This is a genomic window from Staphylococcus durrellii (genome assembly GCF_015594545.1).
GTDB classification, from domain to species: Bacteria; Bacillota; Bacilli; order Staphylococcales; family Staphylococcaceae; genus Staphylococcus; species Staphylococcus durrellii.
Genome location: NZ_JADIIO010000001.1, coordinates 724,553 through 750,204, shown reverse-complemented (window position 1 = coordinate 750,204; position 25,652 = coordinate 724,553). Strand labels below are relative to the sequence as shown.

The window sequence follows — 25,652 nt, the reverse complement described above, 5'->3', positions numbered from 1 at the left end:
GGCTTTTTTATGTAATCACATCTAAATTATATAAACACTAAAGGTCGTTAGTTTTTTCATTAAAATTTGCTAAAGTCGTGCTTATTACCGTATTTAAGTGTGTATTCATGCATTCTGTTGCCTGTTCCTCATCTTGCTGTTCAATAGCATTATAAATTTTTTCGTGTTCATCTTGTAACTTTTCCATTGTTTTTTGTCTGCTATAAAGAAAGATTTTTCGTGTTTCTTTCATAGAATCTTTCATTAAATCTGAAATATTATTCATTAAGTCTACAAGTAACGAATTATTTGCAGCTTTAGCTATAGTTAAATGAAATTCTAAATCTGCTTCCTCACCTGAGGAACCATCAGACACTGCTCTTCCCATTTCATTTAAATATTGACGCATTACAGTTAAATCTTCGTTAGTACGTATTTCAGCAGCCTTCGCAGCTGTAGCGCTCTCGATTATTTGTCGTAATTCCAGCAGTTCTTTAATTTGGTCTAAAGAATTAAATTTATCACCTATCTCAAAGAAAGTGGGCTCTTTTTGTTTCACTACTGTACCATAACCTTGTTTTATTTCTATAACACCTATTGTTCTTAAAGCGTTAAGTGCTTCCCTAATAGATGCTACACTTACACCATAAGTAGATGCCAGTTTTTGAATTGATGGTAGCTTATCTCCAATCTCAAATGCATCTGATTTAATTTGTTCTAATAATAAATCAGCCACTTGTTCATAAATTTTTGAGTTTGAAATCTTCATAAAATACCTCCGCACGTTACATTCATCTTAATAAATAATTAAGCATTATTAATTGTTAACTCTATTTCTTTTATTTTACAAAAAAAAGCGAGTTAATTCATCTAATAAAAGAATTAACTCGCTAAAATCTCAATTTTTTAGATTATTTTTATTTATAATTTTTTAATGCATCAGAAATTGATGCTTTACCACTAATAATTTGGAACTCTGCATTATTATATCCATCATTCGTTACAATATCTTTTAATACTGATGCAACATCTTCACGTGGAATTGAGCCTCTTCCTTCAAAGAAAGAAGCCGCTTCTATTTTACTAGTTCCAGCATCATCTAACAATCCACCTGGATGTACGATAGTGTAATTCACACCTGAATTTTTAAGATATTCATCAGCATAGTGTTTAGCGATTGTATATGGTTTAAGATCACCACTAGGATCAAACGCTTCTCTGCGTGAATCATATGTTGAAACCATTACATATTTCTGTACATTACTTGCTTTACTTGCTTCTATTGTTTTAACAGCACCATCTAAGTCTACAATAATTGTCTTATCAGGGCCAGTACTGCCTCCAGAACCGACAGAAAATACCACATTGTCAAAACCTTTAAATTTATCAGTTAATGATTCTATACTGTCATTTTCAACATCTACTAAAATTGCATCAACATCTGCATTTTTTAATTCATCAACTTGCTCCTGTTTTCTTACACCAGCAGCGAATGATTCATTTGCATCTTTAAGTTGTTGCACTAAAATTCTACCAATACCACCATTTGCTCCAATAACTAGAGTACTCATATATACATCCTCCTTATCAAATACTTATATACAGAATATACCCTATGCTTCGTTATCAAAACGCATCGACACAACATTGACAATTATAGTTAAAAATATTAATATATGAATAAATGTTCATATATTAATATGAAAGGATACATAATTATGACCAATCAATTTCAAGATCTACAAACTGAAACAGTCGATGCTGTAACAACATTCTTCAAAGCTTTAAGTGATAGTAATAGATTACGTATCGTAAATTTACTTGCACAGGGTGATTGTAGTGTAGGACATATTGCTCATGTGTTAAATATTAGCCAATCCAACGTGTCACATCAGTTACGTATTTTGAAATCAGCTAACTTAGTAAAAGCTCATCGCAATGGACAGTCGATAATATATTCAATTGATGACACTCATGTATCTTCAATACTTAATCAATCTATAAACCACGCTGCACACTAACATTTAAAAGAGGTGTTTGAAATGTCACATAACCACGATCATAGCCACAGCCATAGTCATGGTCATGTTCATACTAATAATAAAAAAATATTACTATTTTCATTTATTATAATAACTGCTTTTATGATAGTAGAAATCATTGGCGGTTTCGTAGCTAATAGTTTAGCCCTACTTTCAGATGGGTTACACATGTTTAGTGATGCTGTTTCATTAGGGGTAGCGTTAGTAGCATTCATCTATGCTGAAAAACATGCTACTTTAAGCAAGACATTTGGCTATAAGCGTTTTGAAATATTAGCAGCATTATTTAACGGTGTTACACTATTTATTATAGGCATAATTATTATCATTGAAGCGGTACAACGCTTTTTCAAACCAATTGAAGTTCAATCCACAGAAATGTTTATCATAAGTGTCATTGGATTAATCATCAATATTATAGTGGCCATGTTAATGTTTAGTAGTGGTGATACAAAAGATAATATTAATATGCGTGGTGCATTTATTCACGTACTCGGTGATTTACTTGGATCATTAGGTGCAATTATTGCCGCTATTTTAATATGGGCATTCGGCTGGACTATTGCAGATCCTATAGCAAGTATCATCGTTTCTATATTAATTATAAAAAGTAGCTGGGGAATTACTAAATCTTCGTTAAATATATTAATGGAAGGTGCCCCATCAAACATAAATATCAATACAATAATAGGAACCATATTAGAAGAGCATGCCGTTTCTGCAGTGCATGATTGTCATCTTTGGACTATTTCTAATGATTTAAATGCTTTAAGTTGTCATGCCGTCGTGTCATCCGATATGACAGTTGAAGAGTGCGAACTACTTCTCGAACGAATAGAAGATAAATTATATCATTTAAACGTTAATCATATGACTATTCAGTTAGAGACAGATAAACATAAACACGAAGAACATACTCTATGTTCCTCAGTACAGCACACTCATTAAGCATAAATAGATGACTAGAATTGAAGCAAATGATTTGTGTACATGTATTTATTCAGTCAGACACTGCATTCATCTTATATGAATCTATTAACATCATAGCCTTATTTCAAATCATTACTAATAGTAAAGAGCCAGTAAACTAATATTGAATTAGTTTACTGGCTCTTTTTATTACTTATATAAATTTATCGAAGATTAGTTGTTTTCCTGGTACTTGTTTTTCGTCAAAACCTTTTAAGAATTCTTCATTATCATAAGCTACCTTTACCCGCTCAATATCAATGCCTCTTTCATCAATTGTTACTATACCGTATACAGCATTAGGGCCATTGTTTAAACCTACAGACCCAGGGTTAAAGTATATTTTATTTTTATCATCAAATAAATGTACTGTATGATTATGGCCAAATAAAATTAAATCAACATCTTTGTCTTTGAACAAAGATTGCATATTTGCTTCAGTTGGTGTTTCTATTGGGCTGAACGGCTGCAAATCGATAGTATCTTGTAGTTTATCATTAGCAATTTCATAATGGATACATAATACTTTTTTACCACATACTGTTCGCTCAATTACACGAGGTAATGCGTTTAATTTGTCGTAATAATCTTCATCTAAATGTTGTTGAATCCACAGATGATGTTCATAAAATTTATCTTTTAAGTCTTCTGGGTACGGCGTGCCATTAACCAGTGACATAATCGCTTCATCATGATTACCTGAAATAATTTCCATATCGTCACGCTCAAAAATATCATCCAATACTTTATTTGTTTCATGACCGACACCAATGTTGTCACCTAAATTATAAATTTTGTCGATATCACCTCTACGATCAATATCGTCTAATACTGTATCGAGAGCATCGTAGTTACCATGCACATCAGTAATAACTGCAAATTTCATGATGATATCTCCTTTCAATGAAATGTTATTAGCATATTCTAACATTTTATAGCCTTTTTGTTACCTATTAATTTTAAAATTATAATTTTTTTGATATTGTATTAATATCATCAAAAAGGAGTGCTTAAAATTTGTTTAAATATCATAAACTAGCAATACAAAACTTAAAGCCACAAAATGCGAAGACATTATTGTTTACAATTGTTGGTTTCATTATTGTAATGGCATTGGCTTACGCTGCCATTTTACCAGTACAACCTGCATTGTATAAATTTGCAATGGCTCAAGCTATACAACAACCTATTGGCTCGGCTATATTCATGCTTATATTGGCTATATTAGTTCCAATAGTAGTATATTTATTTGTCGTCTACCCAATAGCATCAGGCGTAATCTACACAATAGACAAAGCATTATCAGAAGATAAAATTAAATTTAGTAATATATTTTCAACATTTGCTAAAGGAAAATACTTAAAATCAATAGTTATGGCATTAATTACTTTAGTATTTTTCATTGTATTAATGGCTATTAATTTATTATTAGGTAAATTATTAAACTTCATAATTATGAAAGGTTTTGGTGCAGTTCAAGGAGCTATTAGTAGCTCATCACATGCATTAGGTATTTCATTAACGATTCAAATTATTGCAGCAACTTTGCTTGTATTTATTTTATCGTTCATCTATTGGTTATTCGTAATCATTATTGTTAATTATACATTGTCATTTACCAAAGACCCTAAGGCAGGCGTATGGCAAACTGTAAAACAAGGATTTAGTAAAATTAAAAATGGCCGTAAAACTTGGTCTAAACTTTATTTTGGTATATTACTTTTAAACTTAATCGTTATCGTATTAGCAAATCCTGTAAGTCAGCTTGCTAATATCTTTACAGGTAGTATTTCTCAAACTGTAGCCACTATAATCGTTTACGCGCTTTCAATTATTGTAGTAATTATTAGACTAGTTGTTTATTACATTAACTTATTGGCAATTATTCAATATCACCATGTAGATGGTGAACCTATTGATTCAGCTAAGCAAAGTAAAGTTAAAGATAAAAAATCTAGCGCGATTTCTTCTACGACAGACAATGTAAAGCATAAAGCAAACGATGCTAAATCAACAGCTCAAGAACAAACTAATAAGGCTCAATCAAACGTTTCTGATAAGGCTAAAGATAAATTTAACGACAGTTCTGAAACAGCTTCCGATAAAGCTTCGGACTTAAAAGATAACTTTAATAAAAAAGATTAATCGTAATAAGTTTAGAAATTCAACACGAAATTAATAGCCCTTAAATGATTTCAATGCAGAAATCATTTAAGGGCTTCTTTTATTTTAATACCGCGTATTATATGGATTGCTTTCTTACGTTACATCTATAGCCTTTAGCTTTGAGCTTCCCTACTAATATTAAACTAATTTGATTAGCCCTTTAGCACGTGCATTGTATGAGCCTCCTCCGCCTTACGTTATTTGTTAAAATTTACTGATGCAATTGTTATGTTGATAGTGCACCTGCTTGAAGACACATGATACTCCTGTGGACGTGTCACACAGTATACAACACTTACCTATACTTATTATAAATTATTCACTACAAAATTAAGGCACTTCTCATATTTTAATAACAACAAAGAAAACGTCAATCACTATAGTATTTTGATAGCAATTGACATTCACTTATAAGTCAGTGACAATGGTGATCGGACTCATATTTATATGCTTTATTAAGTTTTCATCATGAGCATTATAATATGATAATTTAACCTCATTATAAAAGTTTATCTTTCAAATATAATGCTGCCCCATCTTCTTCGTTTGTTAGTGCCGTAACATTCTGAGCAAGTGCTTGAATTTCAGGACGTGCATTTTTCATTGCAACTGTATAATGTCCAAATCCAAACATAGTTCTATCGTTGTCACTATCACCAATAACTAATGTTTCGTTTTGATTTATACCAAAATATTCTATCATTTCTTTTATACCAGTACCCTTATCAACATTATAAGCCATTGTCTCTGCATTATAACGTGATGAATTGGACACGGTTATATTTAATTCATCTTGATCTTCTAGTAATTGAGCTCTAAATTGTGTTATTACATCATAATCTGTAGTAAATAAGTATATTTTCGCAAAGCTTGCAAAATTAATATCGTTAACCCAATTTACTTTATGTTCTAATGCATCTTTTCTAGACGTCCATTCACTCTCTCCAACGTTTCCAGGTGGCGTATCTCCTTGAAGCAAGGCAGTAACCCATTTATAATCTTCTTTTAAAATTACACGTTGATCACCAAATGGAAAAACTTCATAATATATATGTTGTTGTTGCGCGCGTCTTACAATTTCTTTGACACTTTCCAACGATAAACTATGTTGGAAAATAATCTCATTGTGGACTATCCCTAATGTACCATTAGAGCTAATGATACCGTCTACTTCAAAATTACTTGGCACTAGATATTTTATTTCGTCATGCGATCTTCCTGTAGCTAAAAACACTTTATAACCTGCTACTCTTAAGTCACTAATGATTGATGCGCTTTGTTCACTCACTTGATTATTTTTATGTAATATCGTACCATCCATATCTAAAAAAATTGCTTTAACATCATTCATATTATGTTTTCCTCCAACTGTTTAGTTACTAATAATTATTTCAAAACTTTATTCATTCATAAATAAGGCATATCTATTATTTTGATAGGCAACTTGTACTTGTTTATTAAAGAAATCTGACAACGTCTCACTCGATAATATTGTATGTATTGGTCCACTTTTGTAACATTGTCCATCTCTTAATAAAAATCCATAATCAATATGTTGCGTTATTTCTTCTACAAAATGTGTCACATATATAACAGCTAGCTTAGGATTATCGATGTACATCTGTTCTAAAGACTGCAATACTTCTTCTCTAGCAATAAAATCTAAACCAGAAGCAGGTTCGTCTAGAATAAGTAACTGCGGCTTATCCATTAGAGCTCTAGCAATAAGTACACGCTGTCTTTCCCCAGTAGATAAATAACCATAGTACTGGTTTTCAAACTGGCTCATATTGAGTTGTTTCAATAATTTTTGGGCGGTTTTTACTTGATTATCTGTCACCTTTTGAAATATACCTATAGATTTAAAAGCTCCACTAATAACAACATCCAACACAACTTCACCGTCTTGAAATCTATCCATTAAACTATTGGATACAAAACCAATCTGATGCCTCACGTTATCTGCCGAGTACCCCTTTTTGCCTGGTTGCATACCAAATAATGTAAGTTGTCCAGAAGTATTTGGTTCATAAGCATTTAAGATATTCAATAACGTTGTCTTTCCAGCGCCATTAAGGCCATAAAGCATCCAGCGTTCACCTTCATGAATTTGCCAATCGATATCTTTCAAAATCGTTTTGCCTTGCTTTTTACGCGCTACATGACTTAATTCTATTAGCACCCTAATTCCACCTTTATCTCTATTCTTTAACACAAGTTTAAATTTAGTATCAGTTACCATAATAGTTAAAGTTTAACCTTAGCTTACATTACTTTCTCTAAAATTTAAAAGTTTATGCTTTTTAAAATTGTCACCATTTATGAGCTACTTATAATAATTTTTCCAAGTTAAACTTTCTGAAACTTAATATTTAGTTAAATTTTTAAGTGAGTTAACAAGCAATTGAAGGTTTGAAATATTATAATGAGTTCGTGTTTTTAGAGCCACCCATATGACTTACAATATTAAAAATTTTAATGCAATTGTAATTGAACACTTCTCATTAAAATAGTTAGGTTTATCCTTTATGCCTAACTAAAATCTATCCTTTATAAAAGAAATAGTATTAGACTTATATTAAGCTAGCGTATCAAATTGTCCTTTTATATTTATTCATAATATTTTAATTTTAGCATTAATTTAAGCTGAAAAAATAAGCAAAGCAAAGATTCATTTTCTTAAAGGATATATTGTTCGATAGTACGTAAAATTAGTTATTTAAACTATTATTGCAGCAAATAATCATAAAAGCTGAGACATATAATTATGCCTCAGCTTTTATCATATATATTTTATTATTCAACAGTTACTGATTTAGCTAAGTTACGTGGTTTATCAACGTCTAAATCTCTGTGCAATGCAGCATAATAAGAGATAAGTTGTAAAGCAACCACAGAAACTAATGGTGTTAATAATTCATGAACTGGTGGAATTACGTAAGTATCACCATCTTTATTTAAACCATCCATAGAGATGATACATGGATTTGCTCCACGTGCAACAACTTCTTTAACGTTACCACGGATAGATAAATTAACACTTTCCTGAGTTGCTAATGCTACTACAGGTGTACCATCTTCAATAAGCGCAATTGTACCGTGTTTTAATTCGCCACCAGCAAATCCTTCTGCTTGGATATATGAAATTTCTTTAAGTTTTAATGCACCTTCTAAACTTACATTATAGTCGATTGTACGACCAATAAAGAATGCATTTGGAGTTGTTCTTAGGAAATCAGTAGCTATTTGCTCCATAATATCAGCATCATCAACAACCGCTTCAATTGCAGTTGTTACTTTAGCTAATTCACGTAACAAATCAACATTAGTAGTAATACCATGTTCTTTAGCTACGATTTGTGACAGAATTGATAATACTGCAATTTGCGCAGTGTATGCCTTAGTAGAAGCAACTGCAATCTCTGGACCTGCATGAAGCAACAATGTATGGTTTGCTTCACGAGATAATGTAGAACCAGGTACGTTTGTAATTGTTAATGATTTATGACCTAATTTATTCGTTTCTACTAATACGGCACGACTGTCAGCTGTTTCACCTGATTGTGAAATATAAATAAATAATGGTTTCTTAGATAGTAAAGGCATATTGTAAACAAACTCTGAAGCTACATGTACTTCTGTTGGCACACCGGCCCATTTTTCAATAAATTCTTTACCTACTAAACCTGCATGGTAACTTGTTCCAGCAGCTATAACATAGATACGATCCGCCTCAGAAACATCTTTAACGATTTCCTTATCGACTTTTAATTCACCATTATCGTCTTGATATTCTTGAATGATACGTCGCATTACTGCTGGTTGTTCATGAATTTCTTTTAACATGTAATGGTCATAAACACCTTTTTCAGCATCAGCTGCATCGATTTGAGCAGTGTAAGCATCTCTATCTTGAACATTACCTTCAGTATCTTTAATTGTTACACTTTCGCGTTTCACGATAACAATTTCATGGTCGTGAATTTCTTTATATTTATTAGTAACTGAAATCATTGCTAATGCATCAGAAGCAATAACGTTAAAGTTATCACCTGCACCTATTAATAATGGTGATTTATTTTTAGCAACGTATATAGTTTCTCTATCTTGGCTATCAATTAAACCAAGCGCATAAGAACCTTCTAATAAAGAAACAACTTTGCTGAATGCTTCTTCAGTTCCTAAACCTTCATTAGAGAAATGCTCTACTAATTGCACGATAATTTCAGTGTCTGTGTCTGATAAAAATGCCACATCTGATAAGTATTCATTACGCAATTCTTCATAATTTTCAATTACACCGTTATGCACTAAAGTATAACGGTTAGTGCTAGATTGATGAGGATGTGAATTTTCATGGTTTGGTACACCATGAGTCGCCCAACGTGTATGACCAATACCCACGTTGCCATCAGTATCATCATTGTCAGCAACTTTTCTAAGTTCAGCAATACGACCTTTTTCTTTAAAAACAGTCGTACCTTGCTCGTTAACTACTGCAATACCTGCAGAGTCATAACCACGGTATTCTAATTTTTCTAAACCTTCTAATAATAATTCTTTCGCGTTATCATAACCAATATATCCTACTATTCCGCACATTTTATAAATTCCTCCAATGGTGTTTGTGTCAGATATATTCTGTTTTATTAAAGAGAAATTGCATACATAAATAAAGCTTGTTTGACGAATTAATCGTTAAAAAGCACAGAAATATCCCTCTACACATTATAATTATTAAATAAATATCGATGGCTAGCTTATTAACTTTGTGCACTAGGTTACCCTAATGTTTTACTTAATAAGATATCGGATAAGCCTCATCCGGGATAGCATCCGCCGAAAAATCGATAACTATCCTCCTCGTCTACAAATTTCTAATCATTGTCTATTAAAATTTCTGATTAAATTTCAAATGGTCAACAACTCATTTCATCACTTGTACAGGCGCTTTTATGAACTTTACTTATTAACTATCCTCCTTTCGTCATTAATAATAATTGTACAACTTTTTTATTACTCATTGCAAATTATTTATGAATAACATAACAACTTATTTTTTTCTTTTAATTATTCACATATTACAAACACTACGGACATATCTCTTTCATCATTGTCACTAAGTTTGTGACAAATTTACTTTTAGTAAATATTGGATATATAATTGAAAACACTTACAATAAAGGTAACAAATATATTTATAAAGAGGTGCAATTTATGTCACAATCTCAGGCTGAAGAGAAAAAAGGTATTGGTCGTAAAGTTCAAGCATTTGGTTCTTTTCTAAGTAGTATGATTATGCCAAACATTGGTGCTTTTATCGCTTGGGGGTTTATCGCCGCAATCTTTATCGATAATGGTTGGTTTCCAAATAAAGATTTATCACAATTAGCTACTCCGATGATTTCGTATTTAATCCCATTACTAATTGCTTATAGTGGTGGGCGTCTAATCCATGAAATGCGCGGAGGTATTATAGCTGCGGTTGCAACTATGGGTGTCATCGTAGCACTACCAGATACTCCAATGTTACTAGGCGCTATGATTATGGGTCCCCTAGTTGGTTGGTTAATGAAAAAAACTGATGAATTTATTCAACCTAGAACACCTCAAGGTTTCGAAATGTTATTCAATAACTTCTCTGCTGGTATTTTAGGTTTTATTATGACCATTTTAGGTTTCGAATTATTAGCTCCAATCATGAAATTTATTATGCACATTTTATCAGTAGCAGTAGAATTTTTAGTTCACGCTCACTTGCTGCCAATTGTAAGTATTATTGTTGAACCTGCTAAAATCGTATTCTTAAATAATGCGATCAATCATGGTGTATTTACACCACTTGGTGCAGAACAATCTGCTCATGCCGGCCAATCTATCTTATATACAATAGAATCAAATCCTGGCCCAGGTCTTGGTGTCTTAGTTGCTTATATGATATTTGGTAAAGGCACTGCAAAAGCAACATCATATGGTGCTGGTATCATTCACTTCCTTGGTGGTATCCATGAGATATACTTCCCTTACGTATTAATGCGTCCTTTATTGTTCATCGCAGTAATTTTAGGTGGTATGACAGGTGTAGCAACATTCTCAATGTTTGACTTTGGATTCAAGAGCCCAGCATCACCAGGATCATTTATAGTCTATATATTAAACGCTCCTAAGGGCGAATTATTATACATGTTACTAGGCGTATGCTTAGCAGCATTAGTATCATTTATAGTATCATCATTAATATTAAGATTTACGAAAGAACCAAAACAAGATTTAGAAAGTGCTACAGCACAAATGGAACAAACAAAAGGTAAAAAATCTAACGTTTCTTCTAAATTATCCCAAAGTGAAAGTGATAGTACAGCAACAGGTACTGCAACTCAAACTGAAGATAATAACGAAACTGAATCTGAAGAAGATTTATTAGATAATTATGATACTGAAAATGTTGACGCCCATGACTACTCTAAAGTTAACCACGTTATCTTCGCATGTGATGCAGGCATGGGTTCAAGTGCAATGGGTGCTAGTATGTTACGTAACAAGTTTAAAAAAGCAGGTATTCAAGACGTTGATGTTACAAACACCGCTATAAACCAATTATCTAAAGATGCTCAACTTGTAATCACACAGAAAAAACTTACAGATAGAGCAATCAAACAAGTGCCAAATGCTATTCATATTTCAGTGGATAACTTCTTAAATTCACCTAGATATGACGAATTATTAGAAAATCTTAAAAACGAACAAAATTAATTAATACATGTAAGCCTACTGGAGGATACGACTATGTTATTGAGTACACGTGAAAAAGATATTATTGACATGCTAATTAAATATTACGGTCAATTTGTCACTATTTATGATATTGCTCAGAACTTAGCTGTATCCTCTCGTACTATTCATAGGGAATTAAAATCAGTAGAAACCTCACTACAACAATTCGGTTTAACTCTAAGTCGAGTATCTAAAAAAGGGATTCAATTAGAAGGAAATAAACAGCAAATTAATAATTTAAGACAATATTTGTACCAACAATCCACTGTAGACTTATCTCAAGAAGAACAAAAAGTTATTATTTTATATGCGTTAATTCAAAGCGATGAATCAATTAAACAATATAGTCTAGCACAAGAAATCGGTGTTTCGATTCAAACATTAACAAAACTATTAGAAGAATTATCTCAAGAACTTGAAAAATACCAGTTAACGTTACTCAAAAAACGTGGTGAAGGTATTCACTTAAAAGGTGCCGAATCTAAAAAACGTGAATTATTAAGCCAACTTATGGTTAACAATCTCAATAGTACAAGTGTTTATTCTGTAATCGAAAATCATTTTGTGTATCAATCTATTAATCAAAACCAACTTTCAATGGTGGATATGGATAAAATATTCCAAGTTGAACGTATTTTAATGGACCATTTAGATCGCCTACCATACTCTTTGACAGAATCAAGTTACTTAACATTAACAGTTCATATCGTATTAAGTATTGAACGTATGCTAAAGGGCGAATATGTAACATTAAATAATGATATATATGATGATGTTAAAAGTACTTATGAACATGATATAGCTACTGCGTTAAGTCATCATTTAGAACATATTTATGGGGTAGCATTTAACCAAGCAGAAATTGCTTTTATATCGATTCATTTACGAGGAGCCAAACGTAAAGACTCGGAAGACATATTTAAGGATGATAAAGAAGAACTAGAGAAAATTGATTACTTTATAAATCTTGTGAGTCAGTCGACAAACTTTTCATTTAACAACAGAGAAACATTAAGTGAAGGATTAAAACTTCACATTGTACCAGCAATTAATAGGCTAAATTCAAATATTGAAACTTACAACCCGTTAACTGAAATGATTAAACAAGATTATCCAATACTTTTCGGAACGGTAAAGAATAGTTTACGCCAAGTTTGGCCAAACTTCGAATTTCCAGACAGTGAAATAGGTTTTATTGTATTACATTTTGGCGGCGCTATACAAAGACATAATGATGCTCCCTTTCATGCATTAGTCGTGTGTAGCAGTGGTATCGGCACCAGTCAAATACTTGCCACAAGGTTACAACAAACCTTTACTAAAATTACCGATACGACTCAAGCTTCGGTTGGGGATTTAACAAATATTACTTTAAATCATTATGATGCTATTATTTCAACAGTTGATTTGGATATAACTGAACCATACCTTACAGTTAATCCCCTGTTACCTGAAGCTGATATCAATCATGTCTCAGCCTTTATAAATGTTTCGAGACCTCAAAATACAACTAAAGAGAATACTCAAAATGATTTAACTATTAATACTATTAATCAAGAAAGTATTTTAAATTACATGCGTAAAGGTTTAGAGCTCATTGATTCGGTTTATATTGATTATACAGATACTAAAAACTGGACGAAATATTTAACTAAGTATTTGTATGATCACAAAGTAATAACCAATAAAAAGTCATTCGCTGATTTAATTCATCGCCGTGCATTGGAACAAAACTTTGTATTAGAGCCCTATCCTCTAGCAATACCTCATTTAAAAAATGATATGATATTAAAACCATTTATACTTGTATCTATTTTAAATGACCCAATCAGCTTTATGAATAATCAAAATGACTCACATGCAATTCAATATTTATTAAGTATATTTGTTCCTGAAGATGAAATTTCTGCTCGCATCGTCAGTAATTTCTCAAGCGAGTTAGTGAATCACCTTGATAATTTAACTGACTTAATGTCACATCCAGAACAGCTTACAAATATTTTGAAGCATAGTTATCTTCAACAATTACAAACTAAATTACAAAATGGAGTGAATACTAATGACTGAATTATTTAGTAATGAGAACATATTTATTAATGCATCTGTTAAGACTAGAGACGAAGCAATTGAAAAAGCAGGACATACCCTTGTATCTGCAGGTGCAGTAACTGAAGATTATATTCAAGCAATGAAAGACCGTGAAGAAGTAGTATCTACATTTATGGGTAACGGCTTAGCTATACCACATGGTACAGATGAAGCTAAAACGAGTGTTTTACAGTCTGGATTAACATTATTACAAATTCCAGAAGGTATCGATTGGGATGGAGAAGAAGTTAATGTAGTTGTAGGTATTGCAGGTAAAGATGGCGAACATCTAGACTTATTATCTCAAATCGCGATTACATTTAGTGAAGAAGAAAACGTTGAACGTATTATTAACGCTAAATCTGCTGAAGAAATCAAGCAAGTCTTCGAGGAGGCTGAAGCATAATGAAAGCTCTTCATTTCGGTGCTGGTAACATTGGTAGAGGATTTATTGGTTATATTTTAGCTGATAATGATGTTAAAGTAACTTTTGCAGACGTAAATAACGAAATAATCAATGCATTAGATCAAGAACATAAATATGATGTAATTCTAGCTGATCAAGACCGCACAACTACAAGAGTTCATAATGTTGACGCTATATTTTCTGGTGAACCTTCTGAAGCTTTGAAACAAGCAGTTTTAGAAGCTGATTTAATTACTACTGCTGTTGGCGTTAATATTTTACCTATCATCGCTAAATCTTTTGCGCCTTATTTAAAAGAAAAAGAGACGCCAGTTAATATCGTTGCATGTGAAAATGCAATTATGGCGACAAATACGCTAAAAAAAGCTATTTTAGATATTACAGGGCCTTTAGGGGAACATATTCATTTTGCTAATTCAGCAGTCGATCGTATTGTACCAATGCAATCAAATGATAATATTTTAGACGTTATCGTAGAACCTTTCTTTGAATGGGTAATTGAAAAAGATGCTTGGTACGGTCCTGAACTAGACCATATTAAATATGTAGATGATTTAACGCCATATATTGAAAGAAAGTTATTGACTGTTAATACAGGACACGCATTCCTTGCATATGCAGGTAGATACCATCAATTACCTACTATTTTAGATGCCGTTAAAGATACTAACGTTAAAGAAGGATTACGTTCAGTATTAGCTGAAACAAGTGCTTATATTACTAAAGAATTTAATTTTACAGAACAGCAACAAACACAATACGTCGATAAAATAATAGTTCGTTTTGAAAACCCTAATTTATCAGATGCAGTCACTCGTGTTGGTCGTGGTACTGTGCGCAAAATTGGTCCTCAAGATCGAATAATGAAGCCATTAAACTATTTATATCAACATAATTTAAAACATGACGCTTTAGTTAAATTAGCAGCATTATTATTAAAATATGATGATAATAATGACCAAGAAACGGTGGAGAAAAATGAATACATCGCACAAAAAGGTATTGCTTCATTTTTACAAGATTATGCTAATACAGATCAACAACTGACTTCTGAAATTGTTGATGCATATAAAGTGTTATAACATAAAAAAGAACGACGATAAATATCGTCGTTCTTTTTTATGTTTTATTTATCTAAGCCCATCTTATCTTGAACAACATCAGCGATAGTTTGAGCATAACGTTGCGCATCTTCGTCTGTTACCGCTTCAACCATTACACGAACAAGTGGCTCTGTCCCAGAAGGTCTAACTAAAATACGACCTTCACCATTCATTTCAACTTCCACTTTTGTCATAACTTCTTGTACATCGATATTTTCTTCTACTCTATATTTGTCAGTTACACGAACATTGACCAATGATTGAGGGTATTTTTTCATTTGAGATGCTAATTGACTTAGTTTTTTACCAGTCATTTTTATTATGGAAGCCAACTGTACCCCTGTTAATAAACCGTCACCAGTAGTGTTATAGTCCATAAGTACAATATGGCCAGATTGTTCTCCGCCAAGATTGTAATTTCCTCTTCTCATTTCTTCCACTACGTAGCGATCGCCTACTTTAGTCTTATTAGATTGAATTCCTTCATTTTCTAATGCTTTATAGAAACCTAAGTTACTCATCACAGTAGATACAATCATATTATTATTCAATTCTTGATTTTTAGCCATGGCTTGACCAATAATAAACATAATTTGGTCACCATCAACGATATTCCCTTCTTCATCAACTGCGATAAGACGGTCACCATCTCCATCGAATGCTAAACCAAAGTCAGCTTCAGATTCGACAACTGTTTTACTTAAAGTTTCTGGATGCGTAGAACCTACACCTTCATTAATATTATAACCATCAGGGTTACAACCTACCGTTACTGTGTTAGCTTCTAGGTCCCCAAATAAGAAAGGTGCTAGTGATGACGTAGATCCGTTTGCACCATCTAAAGCTATTTTCATACCATCTAAATCAACGTCTACAGTTGATTTCAAGTAACTTATATATTTTTGAGAACCTTCAAAGTAGTCAGAACAATGAACAATATCTTCACCTACTGGTCTAGGTAAATTAGGGTTCCCTTGATCTAACAATTCTTCAATTTCATTTTCTTGATCATCAGATAATTTAAAACCATCTGACCCAAAGAATTTTATACCATTATCGGCTACAGGATTATGTGATGCTGATATCATAACACCTAAGCTTGCTTCCATTTCACGTGTTAAGTATGCTACACCTGGTGTTGATATTACACCTAATCGCATAACTTCTGCACCAATTGATGTAAGACCTGCGATTAAAGCTGATTCTAACATTTCTCCTGAAACTCTTGTATCTCTACCTACTAAAACTTTAGGGTGTTTTTGCCCTTTATTGTGTGCTAAAACATAGCCACCATAGCGCCCTAGTTTGAATGCGAGTTCGGGAGTCAACTCTTTATTAGCTACACCTCTAACTCCGTCTGTACCAAAATATTTTGCCATTATAATATCTCCTTTTGCTCTATATTCCTATTATTTAACTGTAACTTTCGCAGTTGTATTATCGGGTTGGACTTTGGATATTTTTTTAGGTGGTTTAAAATATACATCTCTGTCAGTAGTATCGGAAATATCATCTAGATTAACCTCACCAGTGATAGAGTCAATATTTTGTAAATCTTCTCTATTACCAAAAATTTCTACTTCATCTTTATCCAATTTAATAGTGTCTAAATCTTTACCATTAGCTAAAGAGCCTGTGGTTTTCGTTTTTATTTTAACCTTTTTACTATAAGGTTTAACCTTAGTCGTTAAATTGACTTCATCAGGTCGAATTGAAACGTTTAATTTATTTAGGTTTCTATCAAATGCTGTAATGTTAGCTAAATCTGTCGTATTTTTAGCAATTTTGCTCTTATTTTTGTAATGCGCTTTTAAATAAGCAATTTTATCGATTTGAGTTTGTCCACCAGTCACTTTTACTTTTTCAGGTGATACACTTTGACTGGCTATCATATAGTCTGAATCGATATTATCTATACTTACGTCTGGATCAACTTTAATCTCTTTTGTAACTTTTTCCTCAAGATTGATAGTTGCTTCTTTTGGTTTAACTTTGTAATCAATATCTTTACTTAAACCACTCACTTTATATTGAGCTGTATGTTTGCCAGCTTTAGCACCAGATAAATCCAGTGATACTTTTATATTTTGACCATTTTCTGCCTTTAAAACTTGCGATTGTGGGCCAGATATATCTACATCTACTTTGCCAGGTACATTATTCGCGTACAATTTATCATTATCATATTTGGTTTCAACTGGCACGCTTTCAATAGTCTCTGTACTCTTTTGACTGAATTTATCCGCATTAAACATATTTCCAAAAACATTATTTGCCGATAAAAAGAAAAATACAGCCAAAGCTAAAGCTATAAGACGTAGCCCCCATTTACTTTCTAACATATTAATTCACACCCTTCTCTTGCAAGCGTGAGCCGAACCAATGTTCAGCAAGAAGTTCTTCAAATGCTTCAGTTGAAATATCTTTTCTTAATTTACCATCAAATGTGACAGATATTGAACCAGTTTCTTCAGAAACAACAACTGTAAAAGCGTCTGACACTTCAGAAATACCTACAGCTGCTCTATGTCTAGTACCTAAACTTTTTGCTATTTTCGCACTATCGGAAAGAGGTAAATAGCAGGCAGCGCTCGCAATCTTATTATCATGAATAATCATTGCACCATCATGCAATGGTGTATTAGGTATAAAGACGTTAGTTAATAATTCTTGTGAAATATTAGAGTTCATAGGTATACCAGTTTCTATGTAGTCTTGTAATCCAGTATCTTTTTCAAATACAATTAATGCGCCAATACGTCTTTTCGCCATATATTGTACAGCTTTCGACACAGCAGAAATTAATTTATTTTCATCACTATTAACGTTACTAGCATAACGTTTAAATAAACTTCCTCGTCCTAGTTGTTCTAAAGCTCTTCGTATTTCTGGTTGGAAAATAACAATGAGTGCTAATACACCCCATTGAATTACTAAATCAAACAAACGTGAAGTTGCTGTTAAACTTAGCATTTTACTAATCTGTTGTCCTACGACAATTACGAGTATTCCTTTTAACAATTGAATGGCTTTTGTACCTTTAAACACAGTTATGAGAAGATACAGTACATACCATACAATTAATAAGTCAAGCACGCTCGTTATAATTTTAACGGTGCTCCAATGTTCAAATAAATTGGATAAATCCATGACATCTCCTCCGGTATTCTAATCCCACTGTAAACATTATACCAATCTTCTATTATACTGTCATATTATGACTCAATAAATCTAAAAAATAAAAGATATTGAATTGTATATAAATATAAATTTCAAGAAAACTGTTAGATCCTTCACTTACACTGAGTAAAAAAATCTATGCCCAAATATATCAATTTGGGCATAGTTAAATTTTATATTATTCATTATAGTGTTATGTCTTTAAGTAGTAATTCATAAAACATACTATAGCAAAGTTTCACCAAAGAAACTTCCTACAAGTCCAACTGCCTGTTCTGCAGTATGATTATTTTTATCGATTAATGGATTAACTTCAACTAAATCCATTGAAGTGATAAGTTGAGTATTATGTAGAAGTTCTAATGCAAAATGGCTTTCTCTATAATTCAAACCACCTAAAACTCTAGTTCCAGTACCAGGTGTTTCGACTGGATCTAATGCGTCCACATCTAATGATAAATGAATGCCATCTGTTTTATCTTTAAGATGATCAATCGATTCATTAATAACCTGTTGAATACCTAATCTATCAATATCAGCCATTGTATATGTATTAATATTATTATTTTTAATATATTCTCGCTCACCAGTGTCCAAGTCTCGCATACCTATTAAAACAATATTTTCAGGTTTAACTTTAGGTGCATAATTAGAAATATTTACTAATCTATCATCGCCATCACCTGCTAAAATTCTTAAAGGCATGCCATGGATATTACCTGATGGTGATTCTTCAGGAACATTTAAATCTCCATGGGCATCATACCAAATGACACCTAAATTATCATAATGTTTACTTATACCAGAAATAGAACCAATAGCTATCGAATGATCGCCACCTAATATTAATGGAAAGGCACCGTCTTGTATACTGTCAGACACTGCATTACTCAAGTTTTCAGACACTTGTAAGATTTCGTCAATATTTCTTAATCCTTCTTGTTCTGAATTAAACTTGTCCAAATTGATTTCAGGAACTTTTACATTACCTTTATCTACGACTGTATAACCAATACGTCTAATACGATCAACTATACCTGCGTATCTTATTGCATCCGGTCCAAAGTTTACCCCTAATTTCCTTTGCCCAAATGTCGATGGTGCCCCAATAATATTAATGTTTTTCATAGATTTAAAACCCCTTTGCATTCATTTTAATCCTAGAATACGTTATTCAGATTAAACTTTCAAGCTAATCAAAGCCTTGTATTACAACGCATCAAGAAGATTTTACATATAAAAACATTAAAACGTTTGAACATTCATTATAGTCCTAGTTCTTGCATAAATCTCGTTTAAATTTGTATAAAGAAATTCATAAAAAAAAACACTTCCTAAGAAGTGTTTTACAAGTGAGCCATAGAGGATTCGAACCTCTGACCCTCTGATTAAAAGTCAGATGCTCTACCAACTGAGCTAATGGCTCAAAAATGGCTGGGCTAGCTGGATTCGAACCAGCGCGTGACGGAGTCAAAGTCCGTTGCCTTACCGCTTGGCTATAGCCCAATAATGGTGGAGGGGGGCAGATTCGAACTGCCGAACCCGAAGGAGCGGATTTACAGTCCGCCGCGTTTAGCCACTTCGCTACCCCTCCGTGCTTATTAAACTTAAATGGTGGAGAATGACGGGTTCGAACCGCCGACCCCCTGCTTGTAAGGCAGATGCTCTCCCAGCTGAGCTAATTCTCCAATATGTAATGACCCCGACGGGACTCGAACCCGTGTTACCGCCGTGAAAGGGCGGTGTCTTAACCGCTTGACCACGGGGCCATATGGCTCCACAGGTAGGACTCGAACCTACGACCGATCGGTTAACAGCCGATAGCTCTACCACTGAGCTACTGTGGAATAATAATATTGCCTGGCAACGTCCTACTCTAGCGGGATGTAAATCCGACTACCATCGGCGCTAAGGAGCTTAACTTCTGTGTTCGGCATGGGAACAGGTGTGACCTCCTTGCCATTGTCACCAGACAATGATGTATAACATTTATACATTCAAAACTAGATAGTAAGTAAATATAAATCAACCAATCAAAACATTTAAAAATTGATTAAGTCTTCGATCGATTAGTATTCGTCAGCTCCACATGTCGCCATGCTTCCACCTCGAACCTATTAACCTCATCATCTTTGAGGGATCTTATAACCGAAGTTGGGAAATCTCATCTTGAGGGGGGCTTCATGCTTAGATGCTTTCAGCACTTATCCCGTCCATACATAGCTACCCAGCGATGCCGTTGGCACGACAACTGGTACACCAGAGGTATGTCCATCCCGGTCCTCTCGTACTAAGGACAGCTCCTCTCAAATTTCCTACGCCCACGACGGATAGGGACCGAACTGTCTCACGACGTTCTGAACCCAGCTCGCGTACCGCTTTAATGGGCGAACAGCCCAACCCTTGGGACCGACTACAGCCCCAGGATGCGATGAGCCGACATCGAGGTGCCAAACCTCCCCGTCGATGTGAACTCTTGGGGGAGATAAGCCTGTTATCCCCGGGGTAGCTTTTATCCGTTGAGCGATGGCCCTTCCATGCGGAACCACCGGATCACTAAGTCCGTCTTTCGACCCTGCTCGACTTGTAAGTCTCGCAGTCAAGCTCCCTTATGCCTTTACACTCTGTGAATGATTTCCAACCATTCTGAGGGAACCTTTGAGCGCCTCCGTTACTCTTTAGGAGGCGACCGCCCCAGTCAAACTGCCCATCTGACACTGTCTCCCACCATGCTAAATGGTGCGGGTTAGAAATCCAACACAGCGAGGGTAGTATCCCACCAACGCCTCCACGTAAACTAGCGTTCACGTTTCTAAGGCTCCTACCTATCCTGTACAAACTGTGCCGAATTTCAATATCAGACTGCAGTAAAGCTCCACGGGGTCTTTCCGTCCTGTCGCGGGTAACCTGCATCTTCACAGGTACTATGATTTCACCGAGTCTCTCGTTGAGACAGTGCCCAAATCGTTACGCCTTTCGTGCGGGTCGGAACTTACCCGACAAGGAATTTCGCTACCTTAGGACCGTTATAGTTACGGCCGCCGTTTACTGGGGCTTCGATTCGTAGCTTCGCAGAAGCTAACCACTCCTCTTAACCTTCCAGCACCGGGCAGGCGTCAGCCCCTATACATCACCTTACGGTTTAGCAGAGACCTGTGTTTTTGATAAACAGTCGCTTGGGCCTATTCACTGCGGCTCTCCCGGGCGTTAACCCTAGAGAGCACCCCTTCTCCCGAAGTTACGGGGTCATTTTGCCGAGTTCCTTAACGAGAGTTCGCTCGCTCACCTTAGAATTCTCATCTTGACTACCTGTGTCGGTTTGCGGTACGGGCACCTAATATTCTAGCTAGAGGCTTTTCTTGGCAGTGTGAAATCAACGACTCGAGGAAACAATTTCCTCTCCCCATCACAGCTTGACCTTATGAGTGCCGGATTTGCCTAACACTCAGTCTTACTGCTTGGACGTGCACTCCAACAGCACGCTTCGCCTATCCTACTGCGTCCCCCCATCGCTTAAAACGAATTTAGGTGGTACAGGAATATCAACCTGTTATCCATCGCCTACGCCTATCGGCCTCAGCTTAGGTCCCGACTAACCCAGAGCGGACGAGCCTTCCTCTGGAAACCTTAGTCAATCGGTGGACGGGATTCTCACCCGTCTTTCGCTACTCACACCGGCATTCTCACTTCTAAGCGCTCCACATGTCCTTGCGATCATGCTTCAACGCCCTTAGAACGCTCTCCTACCATTGTCCTACGGACAATCCACAGCTTCGGTAATATGTTTAGCCCCGGTACATTTTCGGCGCAGTGTCACTCGACTAGTGAGCTATTACGCACTCTTTAAATGATGGCTGCTTCTAAGCCAACATCCTAGTTGTCTGGGCAACGCCACATCCTTTTCCACTTAACATATATTTTGGGACCTTAGCTGGTGGTCTGGGCTGTTTCCCTTTCGAACACGGACCTTATCACCCATGTTCTGACTCCCAAGTTAAATTGATTGGCATTCGGAGTTTGTCTGAATTCGGTAACCCGATAAGGGCCCCTCGTCCAAACAGTGCTCTACCTCCAATAATCATCACTTGAGGCTAGCCCTAAAGCTATTTCGGAGAGAACCAGCTATCTCCAGGTTCGATTGGAATTTCTCCGCTACCCACAACTCATCCGCTCACTTTTCAACGTAAGTCGGTTCGGTCCTCCATTCAGTGTTACCTGAACTTCAACCTGGTCATGGGTAGATCACCTGGTTTCGGGTCTACGACCAAATACTCAACGCCCTATTCAGACTCGCTTTCGCTACGGCTCCACATTTCCTGCTTAACCTTGCATCAAATCGTAACTCGCCGGTTCATTCTACAAAAGGCACGCCATCACCCATTAACGGGCTCTGACTACTTGTAAGCACACGGTTTCAAGTTCTCTTTCACTCCCCTTCCGGGGTACTTTTCACCTTTCCCTCACGGTACTGGTTCACTATCGGTCACTAGAGAGTATTTAGCCTTGGGAGATGGTCCTCCCAGATTCCGACGGAATTTCACGTGCTCCGTCGTACTCAGGATCCACTCAAGAGTGCTATCGTTTTCGACTACAGGATTATTACCTTCTTTGATGCATCTTTCCAGATGCTTCGTCTAACAATAACTTTTGTAACTCCGTATAGAGTGTCCTACAACCCCAACAAGCAAGCTTGTTGGTTTGGGCTGTTCCCGTTTCGCTCGCCGCTACTCAGGGAATCGATTTTTCTTTCTCTTCCTCCGGGTACTAAGATGTTTCAGTTCTCCGGGTATGCCTTCAAACATGCTATGTATTCACATGTTGATTACACGACATGACTCGTGTAGGGTTTCCCCATTCGGAAATCTCTGGATCAACGCTTACTTACAGCTCCCCAAAGCATATCGTCGTTAGTAACGTCCTTCTTCGGCTTCTAGTGCCAAGGCATCCACCGTGCGCCCTTAATAACTTAATCTTTTTGTTTTTAAGTCAAACGCAATGTTTAACTCAAAACCCAAAATGTTATTAATCTGTGAGTGTTCTTTCGAACACTAGCGATTATTTTAGTTTGAATTCAAGCTTTTAAAAACTCTAATTCACTCGGTTTTGCTTGGTAAAATCTATTTTTACTTACTTATCTAGTTTTCAATGTACAATCTTTGAATACTCTATGAGCATTCAAAACTGAATACAATATGTCTACGTTATCCCTCTCATCTTCGTAGAAGATGTTCCGAATATATCCTTAGAAAGGAGGTGATCCAGCCGCACCTTCCGATACGGCTACCTTGTTACGACTTCACCCCAATCATTTGTCCCACCTTCGACGGCTAGCTCCATAATGGTTACTCCACCGGCTTCGGGTGTTACAAACTCTCGTGGTGTGACGGGCGGTGTGTACAAGACCCGGGAACGTATTCACCGTAGCATGCTGATCTACGATTACTAGCGATTCCAGCTTCATGTAGTCGAGTTGCAGACTACAATCCGAACTGAGAACAACTTTATGGGATTTGCATGACCTCGCGGTTTAGCTGCCCTTTGTATTGTCCATTGTAGCACGTGTGTAGCCCAAATCATAAGGGGCATGATGATTTGACGTCATCCCCACCTTCCTCCGGTTTGTCACCGGCAGTCAACTTAGAGTGCCCAACTTAATGATGGCAACTAAGCTTAAGGGTTGCGCTCGTTGCGGGACTTAACCCAACATCTCACGACACGAGCTGACGACAACCATGCACCACCTGTCACTTTGTCCCCCGAAGGGGAAAACTCTGTCTCCAGAGTGGTCAAAGGATGTCAAGATTTGGTAAGGTTCTTCGCGTTGCTTCGAATTAAACCACATGCTCCACCGCTTGTGCGGGTCCCCGTCAATTCCTTTGAGTTTCAACCTTGCGGTCGTACTCCCCAGGCGGAGTGCTTAATGCGTTAGCTGCAGCACTAAGGGGCGGAAACCCCCTAACACTTAGCACTCATCGTTTACGGCGTGGACTACCAGGGTATCTAATCCTGTTTGATCCCCACGCTTTCGCACATCAGCGTCAGTTACAGACCAGAAAGTCGCCTTCGCCACTGGTGTTCCTCCATATCTCTGCGCATTTCACCGCTACACATGGAATTCCACTTTCCTCTTCTGCACTCAAGTCTCCCAGTTTCCAATGACCCTCCACGGTTGAGCCGTGGGCTTTCACATCAGACTTAAGAAACCGCCTACGCGCGCTTTACGCCCAATAATTCCGGATAACGCTTGCCACCTACGTATTACCGCGGCTGCTGGCACGTAGTTAGCCGTGGCTTTCTGATTAGGTACCGTCAAGATGCGCACAGTTACTTACGCACATGTTCTTCCCTAATAACAGAGCTTTACGATCCGAAGACCTTCATCACTCACGCGGCGTTGCTCCGTCAGGCTTTCGCCCATTGCGGAAGATTCCCTACTGCTGCCTCCCGTAGGAGTCTGGACCGTGTCTCAGTTCCAGTGTGGCCGATCACCCTCTCAGGTCGGCTACGTATCGTTGCCTTGGTAAGCCGTTACCTTACCAACTAGCTAATACGGCGCGGGTCCATCTATAAGTGATAGCAAAACCATCTTTCACTGTAGAACCATGCGGTTCTACATGTTATCCGGCATTAGCTTCGGTTTCCCGAAGTTATTCCAGTCTTATAGGTAGGTTACCCACGTGTTACTCACCCGTCCGCCGCTAACGTCAAAGGAGCAAGCTCCTTATCCGTTCGCTCGACTTGCATGTATTAGGCACGCCGCCAGCGTTCATCCTGAGCCAGGATCAAACTCTCCATAGTAAATATTCGCCTTACAAATTTATCATACAAACCAATGTTTTGTCAATCAAAATTAATTTGTTTCTTCACTTGTAAATTAAGAATACTTTATTTATTTTAAAATCTTATTTAAATTTTATCAAGAAT

Annotated in this window: 17 protein-coding genes, 6 tRNA genes and 3 rRNA genes; 7 read left to right on the top strand and 19 right to left on the bottom strand. The window is 35.8% G+C overall.

Features of this window, described 5'->3' with window-relative positions; translation table 11 throughout:
- Positions 1-37: 37 nt before the first annotated feature.
- Both ISP02_RS03470 and ISP02_RS03465 read right to left on the bottom strand, forming a co-directional pair.
- Complete coding sequence (locus ISP02_RS03470; protein ID WP_195720261.1) at positions 38-748, bottom strand: FadR/GntR family transcriptional regulator; 711 nt, start codon at positions 746-748, stop codon at positions 38-40.
- A 148-nt stretch (positions 749-896) separates the two neighbouring features.
- Positions 897-1,550 (bottom strand): SDR family oxidoreductase, encoded by a 654-nt coding sequence (locus ISP02_RS03465; protein WP_195720260.1) that lies wholly within the window; start codon positions 1,548-1,550, stop codon positions 897-899.
- Positions 1,551-1,697: 147 nt separating this feature from the next.
- On the opposite strand from ISP02_RS03465, the gene ISP02_RS03460 reads away from it, so the two are divergent.
- Complete coding sequence (locus tag ISP02_RS03460) at positions 1,698-2,000, top strand: ArsR/SmtB family transcription factor (protein WP_195720259.1); 303 nt, start codon at positions 1,698-1,700, stop codon at positions 1,998-2,000.
- A gap of 21 nt (positions 2,001-2,021) precedes the next feature.
- Positions 2,022-2,969 (top strand): CDF family zinc efflux transporter CzrB, encoded by a 948-nt coding sequence (gene czrB, locus ISP02_RS03455; RefSeq protein ID WP_195720258.1) that lies wholly within the window; start codon positions 2,022-2,024, stop codon positions 2,967-2,969.
- A gap of 175 nt (positions 2,970-3,144) precedes the next feature.
- On the opposite strand, the gene ISP02_RS03450 is transcribed toward czrB, so the two are convergent.
- The gene (locus ISP02_RS03450; protein ID WP_195720257.1) at positions 3,145-3,876 is read right to left on the bottom strand and encodes a metallophosphoesterase family protein; all 732 of its coding nucleotides are present in this window, start codon (positions 3,874-3,876) and stop codon (positions 3,145-3,147) included.
- A gap of 131 nt (positions 3,877-4,007) precedes the next feature.
- Between ISP02_RS03450 and ISP02_RS03445 the strand changes: the two genes are divergently transcribed.
- Positions 4,008-5,135 (top strand): hypothetical protein, encoded by a 1,128-nt coding sequence (locus tag ISP02_RS03445; RefSeq protein ID WP_195720256.1) that lies wholly within the window; start codon positions 4,008-4,010, stop codon positions 5,133-5,135.
- Positions 5,136-5,655: 520 nt separating this feature from the next.
- Here the strand turns inward: ISP02_RS03445 and ISP02_RS03440 are convergent.
- The 3 genes from ISP02_RS03440 to glmS form a co-directional block, all read right to left on the bottom strand.
- Complete coding sequence (locus ISP02_RS03440; protein WP_195720255.1) at positions 5,656-6,507, bottom strand: HAD family hydrolase; 852 nt, start codon at positions 6,505-6,507, stop codon at positions 5,656-5,658.
- A gap of 48 nt (positions 6,508-6,555) precedes the next feature.
- Positions 6,556-7,338 carry an ABC transporter ATP-binding protein gene (locus tag ISP02_RS03435; RefSeq protein ID WP_195720254.1) on the bottom strand — a complete coding sequence of 261 codons (783 nt, stop codon included), beginning with the start codon at positions 7,336-7,338 and terminating at the stop codon, positions 6,556-6,558.
- A gap of 614 nt (positions 7,339-7,952) precedes the next feature.
- Complete coding sequence (gene glmS, locus ISP02_RS03430; protein WP_195720253.1) at positions 7,953-9,758, bottom strand: glutamine--fructose-6-phosphate transaminase (isomerizing); 1,806 nt, start codon at positions 9,756-9,758, stop codon at positions 7,953-7,955.
- A 615-nt stretch (positions 9,759-10,373) separates the two neighbouring features.
- Here glmS and ISP02_RS03425 point away from each other — a divergent pair.
- From ISP02_RS03425 to ISP02_RS03410, 4 genes are read left to right on the top strand one after another with little or no spacing between them, the layout of a single operon-like run.
- Entirely contained in the window at positions 10,374-11,909 is a 1,536-nt protein-coding gene (locus ISP02_RS03425) for a PTS mannitol transporter subunit IICB (protein WP_195720252.1), read from the top strand.
- 33 nt (positions 11,910-11,942) lie between these two features.
- Positions 11,943-13,997 (top strand): BglG family transcription antiterminator, encoded by a 2,055-nt coding sequence (locus ISP02_RS03420; RefSeq protein ID WP_195720251.1) that lies wholly within the window; start codon positions 11,943-11,945, stop codon positions 13,995-13,997.
- Positions 13,990-14,424 (top strand): PTS sugar transporter subunit IIA, encoded by a 435-nt coding sequence (locus ISP02_RS03415; protein ID WP_195720250.1) that lies wholly within the window; start codon positions 13,990-13,992, stop codon positions 14,422-14,424. The genes ISP02_RS03420 and ISP02_RS03415 overlap by 8 nt, the downstream gene beginning before the upstream one ends.
- Positions 14,424-15,527 (top strand): mannitol-1-phosphate 5-dehydrogenase, encoded by a 1,104-nt coding sequence (locus ISP02_RS03410; protein WP_195720249.1) that lies wholly within the window; start codon positions 14,424-14,426, stop codon positions 15,525-15,527. Before ISP02_RS03415 ends, ISP02_RS03410 begins: the two co-directional genes overlap by 1 nt.
- A gap of 44 nt (positions 15,528-15,571) precedes the next feature.
- Here the strand turns inward: ISP02_RS03410 and glmM are convergent, their stop codons facing one another.
- From glmM to ISP02_RS03345, 13 genes are all read right to left on the bottom strand, one after another.
- Positions 15,572-16,927 (bottom strand): phosphoglucosamine mutase, encoded by a 1,356-nt coding sequence (gene glmM / locus ISP02_RS03405; protein ID WP_195720248.1) that lies wholly within the window; start codon positions 16,925-16,927, stop codon positions 15,572-15,574.
- A gap of 30 nt (positions 16,928-16,957) precedes the next feature.
- Complete coding sequence (locus tag ISP02_RS03400) at positions 16,958-17,890, bottom strand: CdaR family protein (protein WP_195720247.1); 933 nt, start codon at positions 17,888-17,890, stop codon at positions 16,958-16,960.
- 1 nt (position 17,891) lies between these two features.
- Entirely contained in the window at positions 17,892-18,698 is an 807-nt protein-coding gene (gene cdaA, locus ISP02_RS03395) for a diadenylate cyclase CdaA (protein ID WP_195720246.1), read from the bottom strand.
- A gap of 255 nt (positions 18,699-18,953) precedes the next feature.
- A complete protein-coding gene (rocF, locus tag ISP02_RS03390; RefSeq protein ID WP_195720245.1) occupies positions 18,954-19,856 on the bottom strand; it encodes an arginase in 903 nt (300 codons plus the stop codon).
- Positions 19,857-20,081: 225 nt separating this feature from the next.
- Positions 20,082-20,154 (bottom strand) — tRNA-Lys (locus ISP02_RS03385).
- Positions 20,155-20,159: 5 nt separating this feature from the next.
- A tRNA-Gln gene (locus tag ISP02_RS03380) sits at positions 20,160-20,234 on the bottom strand.
- A gap of 4 nt (positions 20,235-20,238) precedes the next feature.
- Positions 20,239-20,322, bottom strand: a tRNA-Tyr gene (locus ISP02_RS03375).
- Between the two features lie 18 nt (positions 20,323-20,340).
- Positions 20,341-20,416, bottom strand: a tRNA-Val gene (locus tag ISP02_RS03370).
- 9 nt (positions 20,417-20,425) lie between these two features.
- Positions 20,426-20,497: transfer RNA gene (locus ISP02_RS03365), tRNA-Glu, on the bottom strand.
- Positions 20,498-20,500: 3 nt separating this feature from the next.
- Positions 20,501-20,575, bottom strand: a tRNA-Asn gene (locus ISP02_RS03360).
- A gap of 11 nt (positions 20,576-20,586) precedes the next feature.
- Positions 20,587-20,701 (bottom strand): 5S ribosomal RNA (gene rrf, locus ISP02_RS03355).
- A gap of 76 nt (positions 20,702-20,777) precedes the next feature.
- Positions 20,778-23,700: ribosomal RNA gene (locus tag ISP02_RS03350) — 23S ribosomal RNA — on the bottom strand.
- A gap of 274 nt (positions 23,701-23,974) precedes the next feature.
- Positions 23,975-25,526: ribosomal RNA gene (locus ISP02_RS03345) — 16S ribosomal RNA — on the bottom strand.
- The 16S, 23S and 5S rRNA genes sit together here with 6 tRNA genes alongside, the layout of an rRNA operon.
- Positions 25,527-25,652 lie beyond the last annotated feature (126 nt).

Bases quoted from the DNA above. Each gene is read 5' to 3' on its own strand.
- ISP02_RS03470 (WP_195720261.1), bottom strand. From the start codon at position 748: ATGAAGATTTCAAACTCAAAAATTTATGAACAAGTGGCTGATTTATTA.
- ISP02_RS03465 (WP_195720260.1), bottom strand. From the start codon at position 1,550: ATGAGTACTCTAGTTATTGGAGCAAATGGTGGTATTGGTAGAATTTTA.
- ISP02_RS03460 (WP_195720259.1), top strand. From the start codon at position 1,698: ATGACCAATCAATTTCAAGATCTACAAACTGAAACAGTCGATGCTGTA.
- czrB (WP_195720258.1), top strand. From the start codon at position 2,022: ATGTCACATAACCACGATCATAGCCACAGCCATAGTCATGGTCATGTT.
- ISP02_RS03450 (WP_195720257.1), bottom strand. From the start codon at position 3,876: ATGAAATTTGCAGTTATTACTGATGTGCATGGTAACTACGATGCTCTC.
- ISP02_RS03440 (WP_195720255.1), bottom strand. From the start codon at position 6,507: ATGAATGATGTTAAAGCAATTTTTTTAGATATGGATGGTACGATATTA.
- glmS (WP_195720253.1), bottom strand. From the start codon at position 9,758: ATGTGCGGAATAGTAGGATATATTGGTTATGATAACGCGAAAGAATTA.
- ISP02_RS03425 (WP_195720252.1), top strand. From the start codon at position 10,374: ATGTCACAATCTCAGGCTGAAGAGAAAAAAGGTATTGGTCGTAAAGTT.
- ISP02_RS03420 (WP_195720251.1), top strand. From the start codon at position 11,943: ATGTTATTGAGTACACGTGAAAAAGATATTATTGACATGCTAATTAAA.
- ISP02_RS03415 (WP_195720250.1), top strand. From the start codon at position 13,990: ATGACTGAATTATTTAGTAATGAGAACATATTTATTAATGCATCTGTT.
- ISP02_RS03410 (WP_195720249.1), top strand. From the start codon at position 14,424: ATGAAAGCTCTTCATTTCGGTGCTGGTAACATTGGTAGAGGATTTATT.
- glmM (WP_195720248.1), bottom strand. From the start codon at position 16,927: ATGGCAAAATATTTTGGTACAGACGGAGTTAGAGGTGTAGCTAATAAA.
- ISP02_RS03400 (WP_195720247.1), bottom strand. From the start codon at position 17,890: ATGTTAGAAAGTAAATGGGGGCTACGTCTTATAGCTTTAGCTTTGGCT.
- cdaA (WP_195720246.1), bottom strand. From the start codon at position 18,698: ATGGATTTATCCAATTTATTTGAACATTGGAGCACCGTTAAAATTATA.
- rocF (WP_195720245.1), bottom strand. From the start codon at position 19,856: ATGAAAAACATTAATATTATTGGGGCACCATCGACATTTGGGCAAAGG.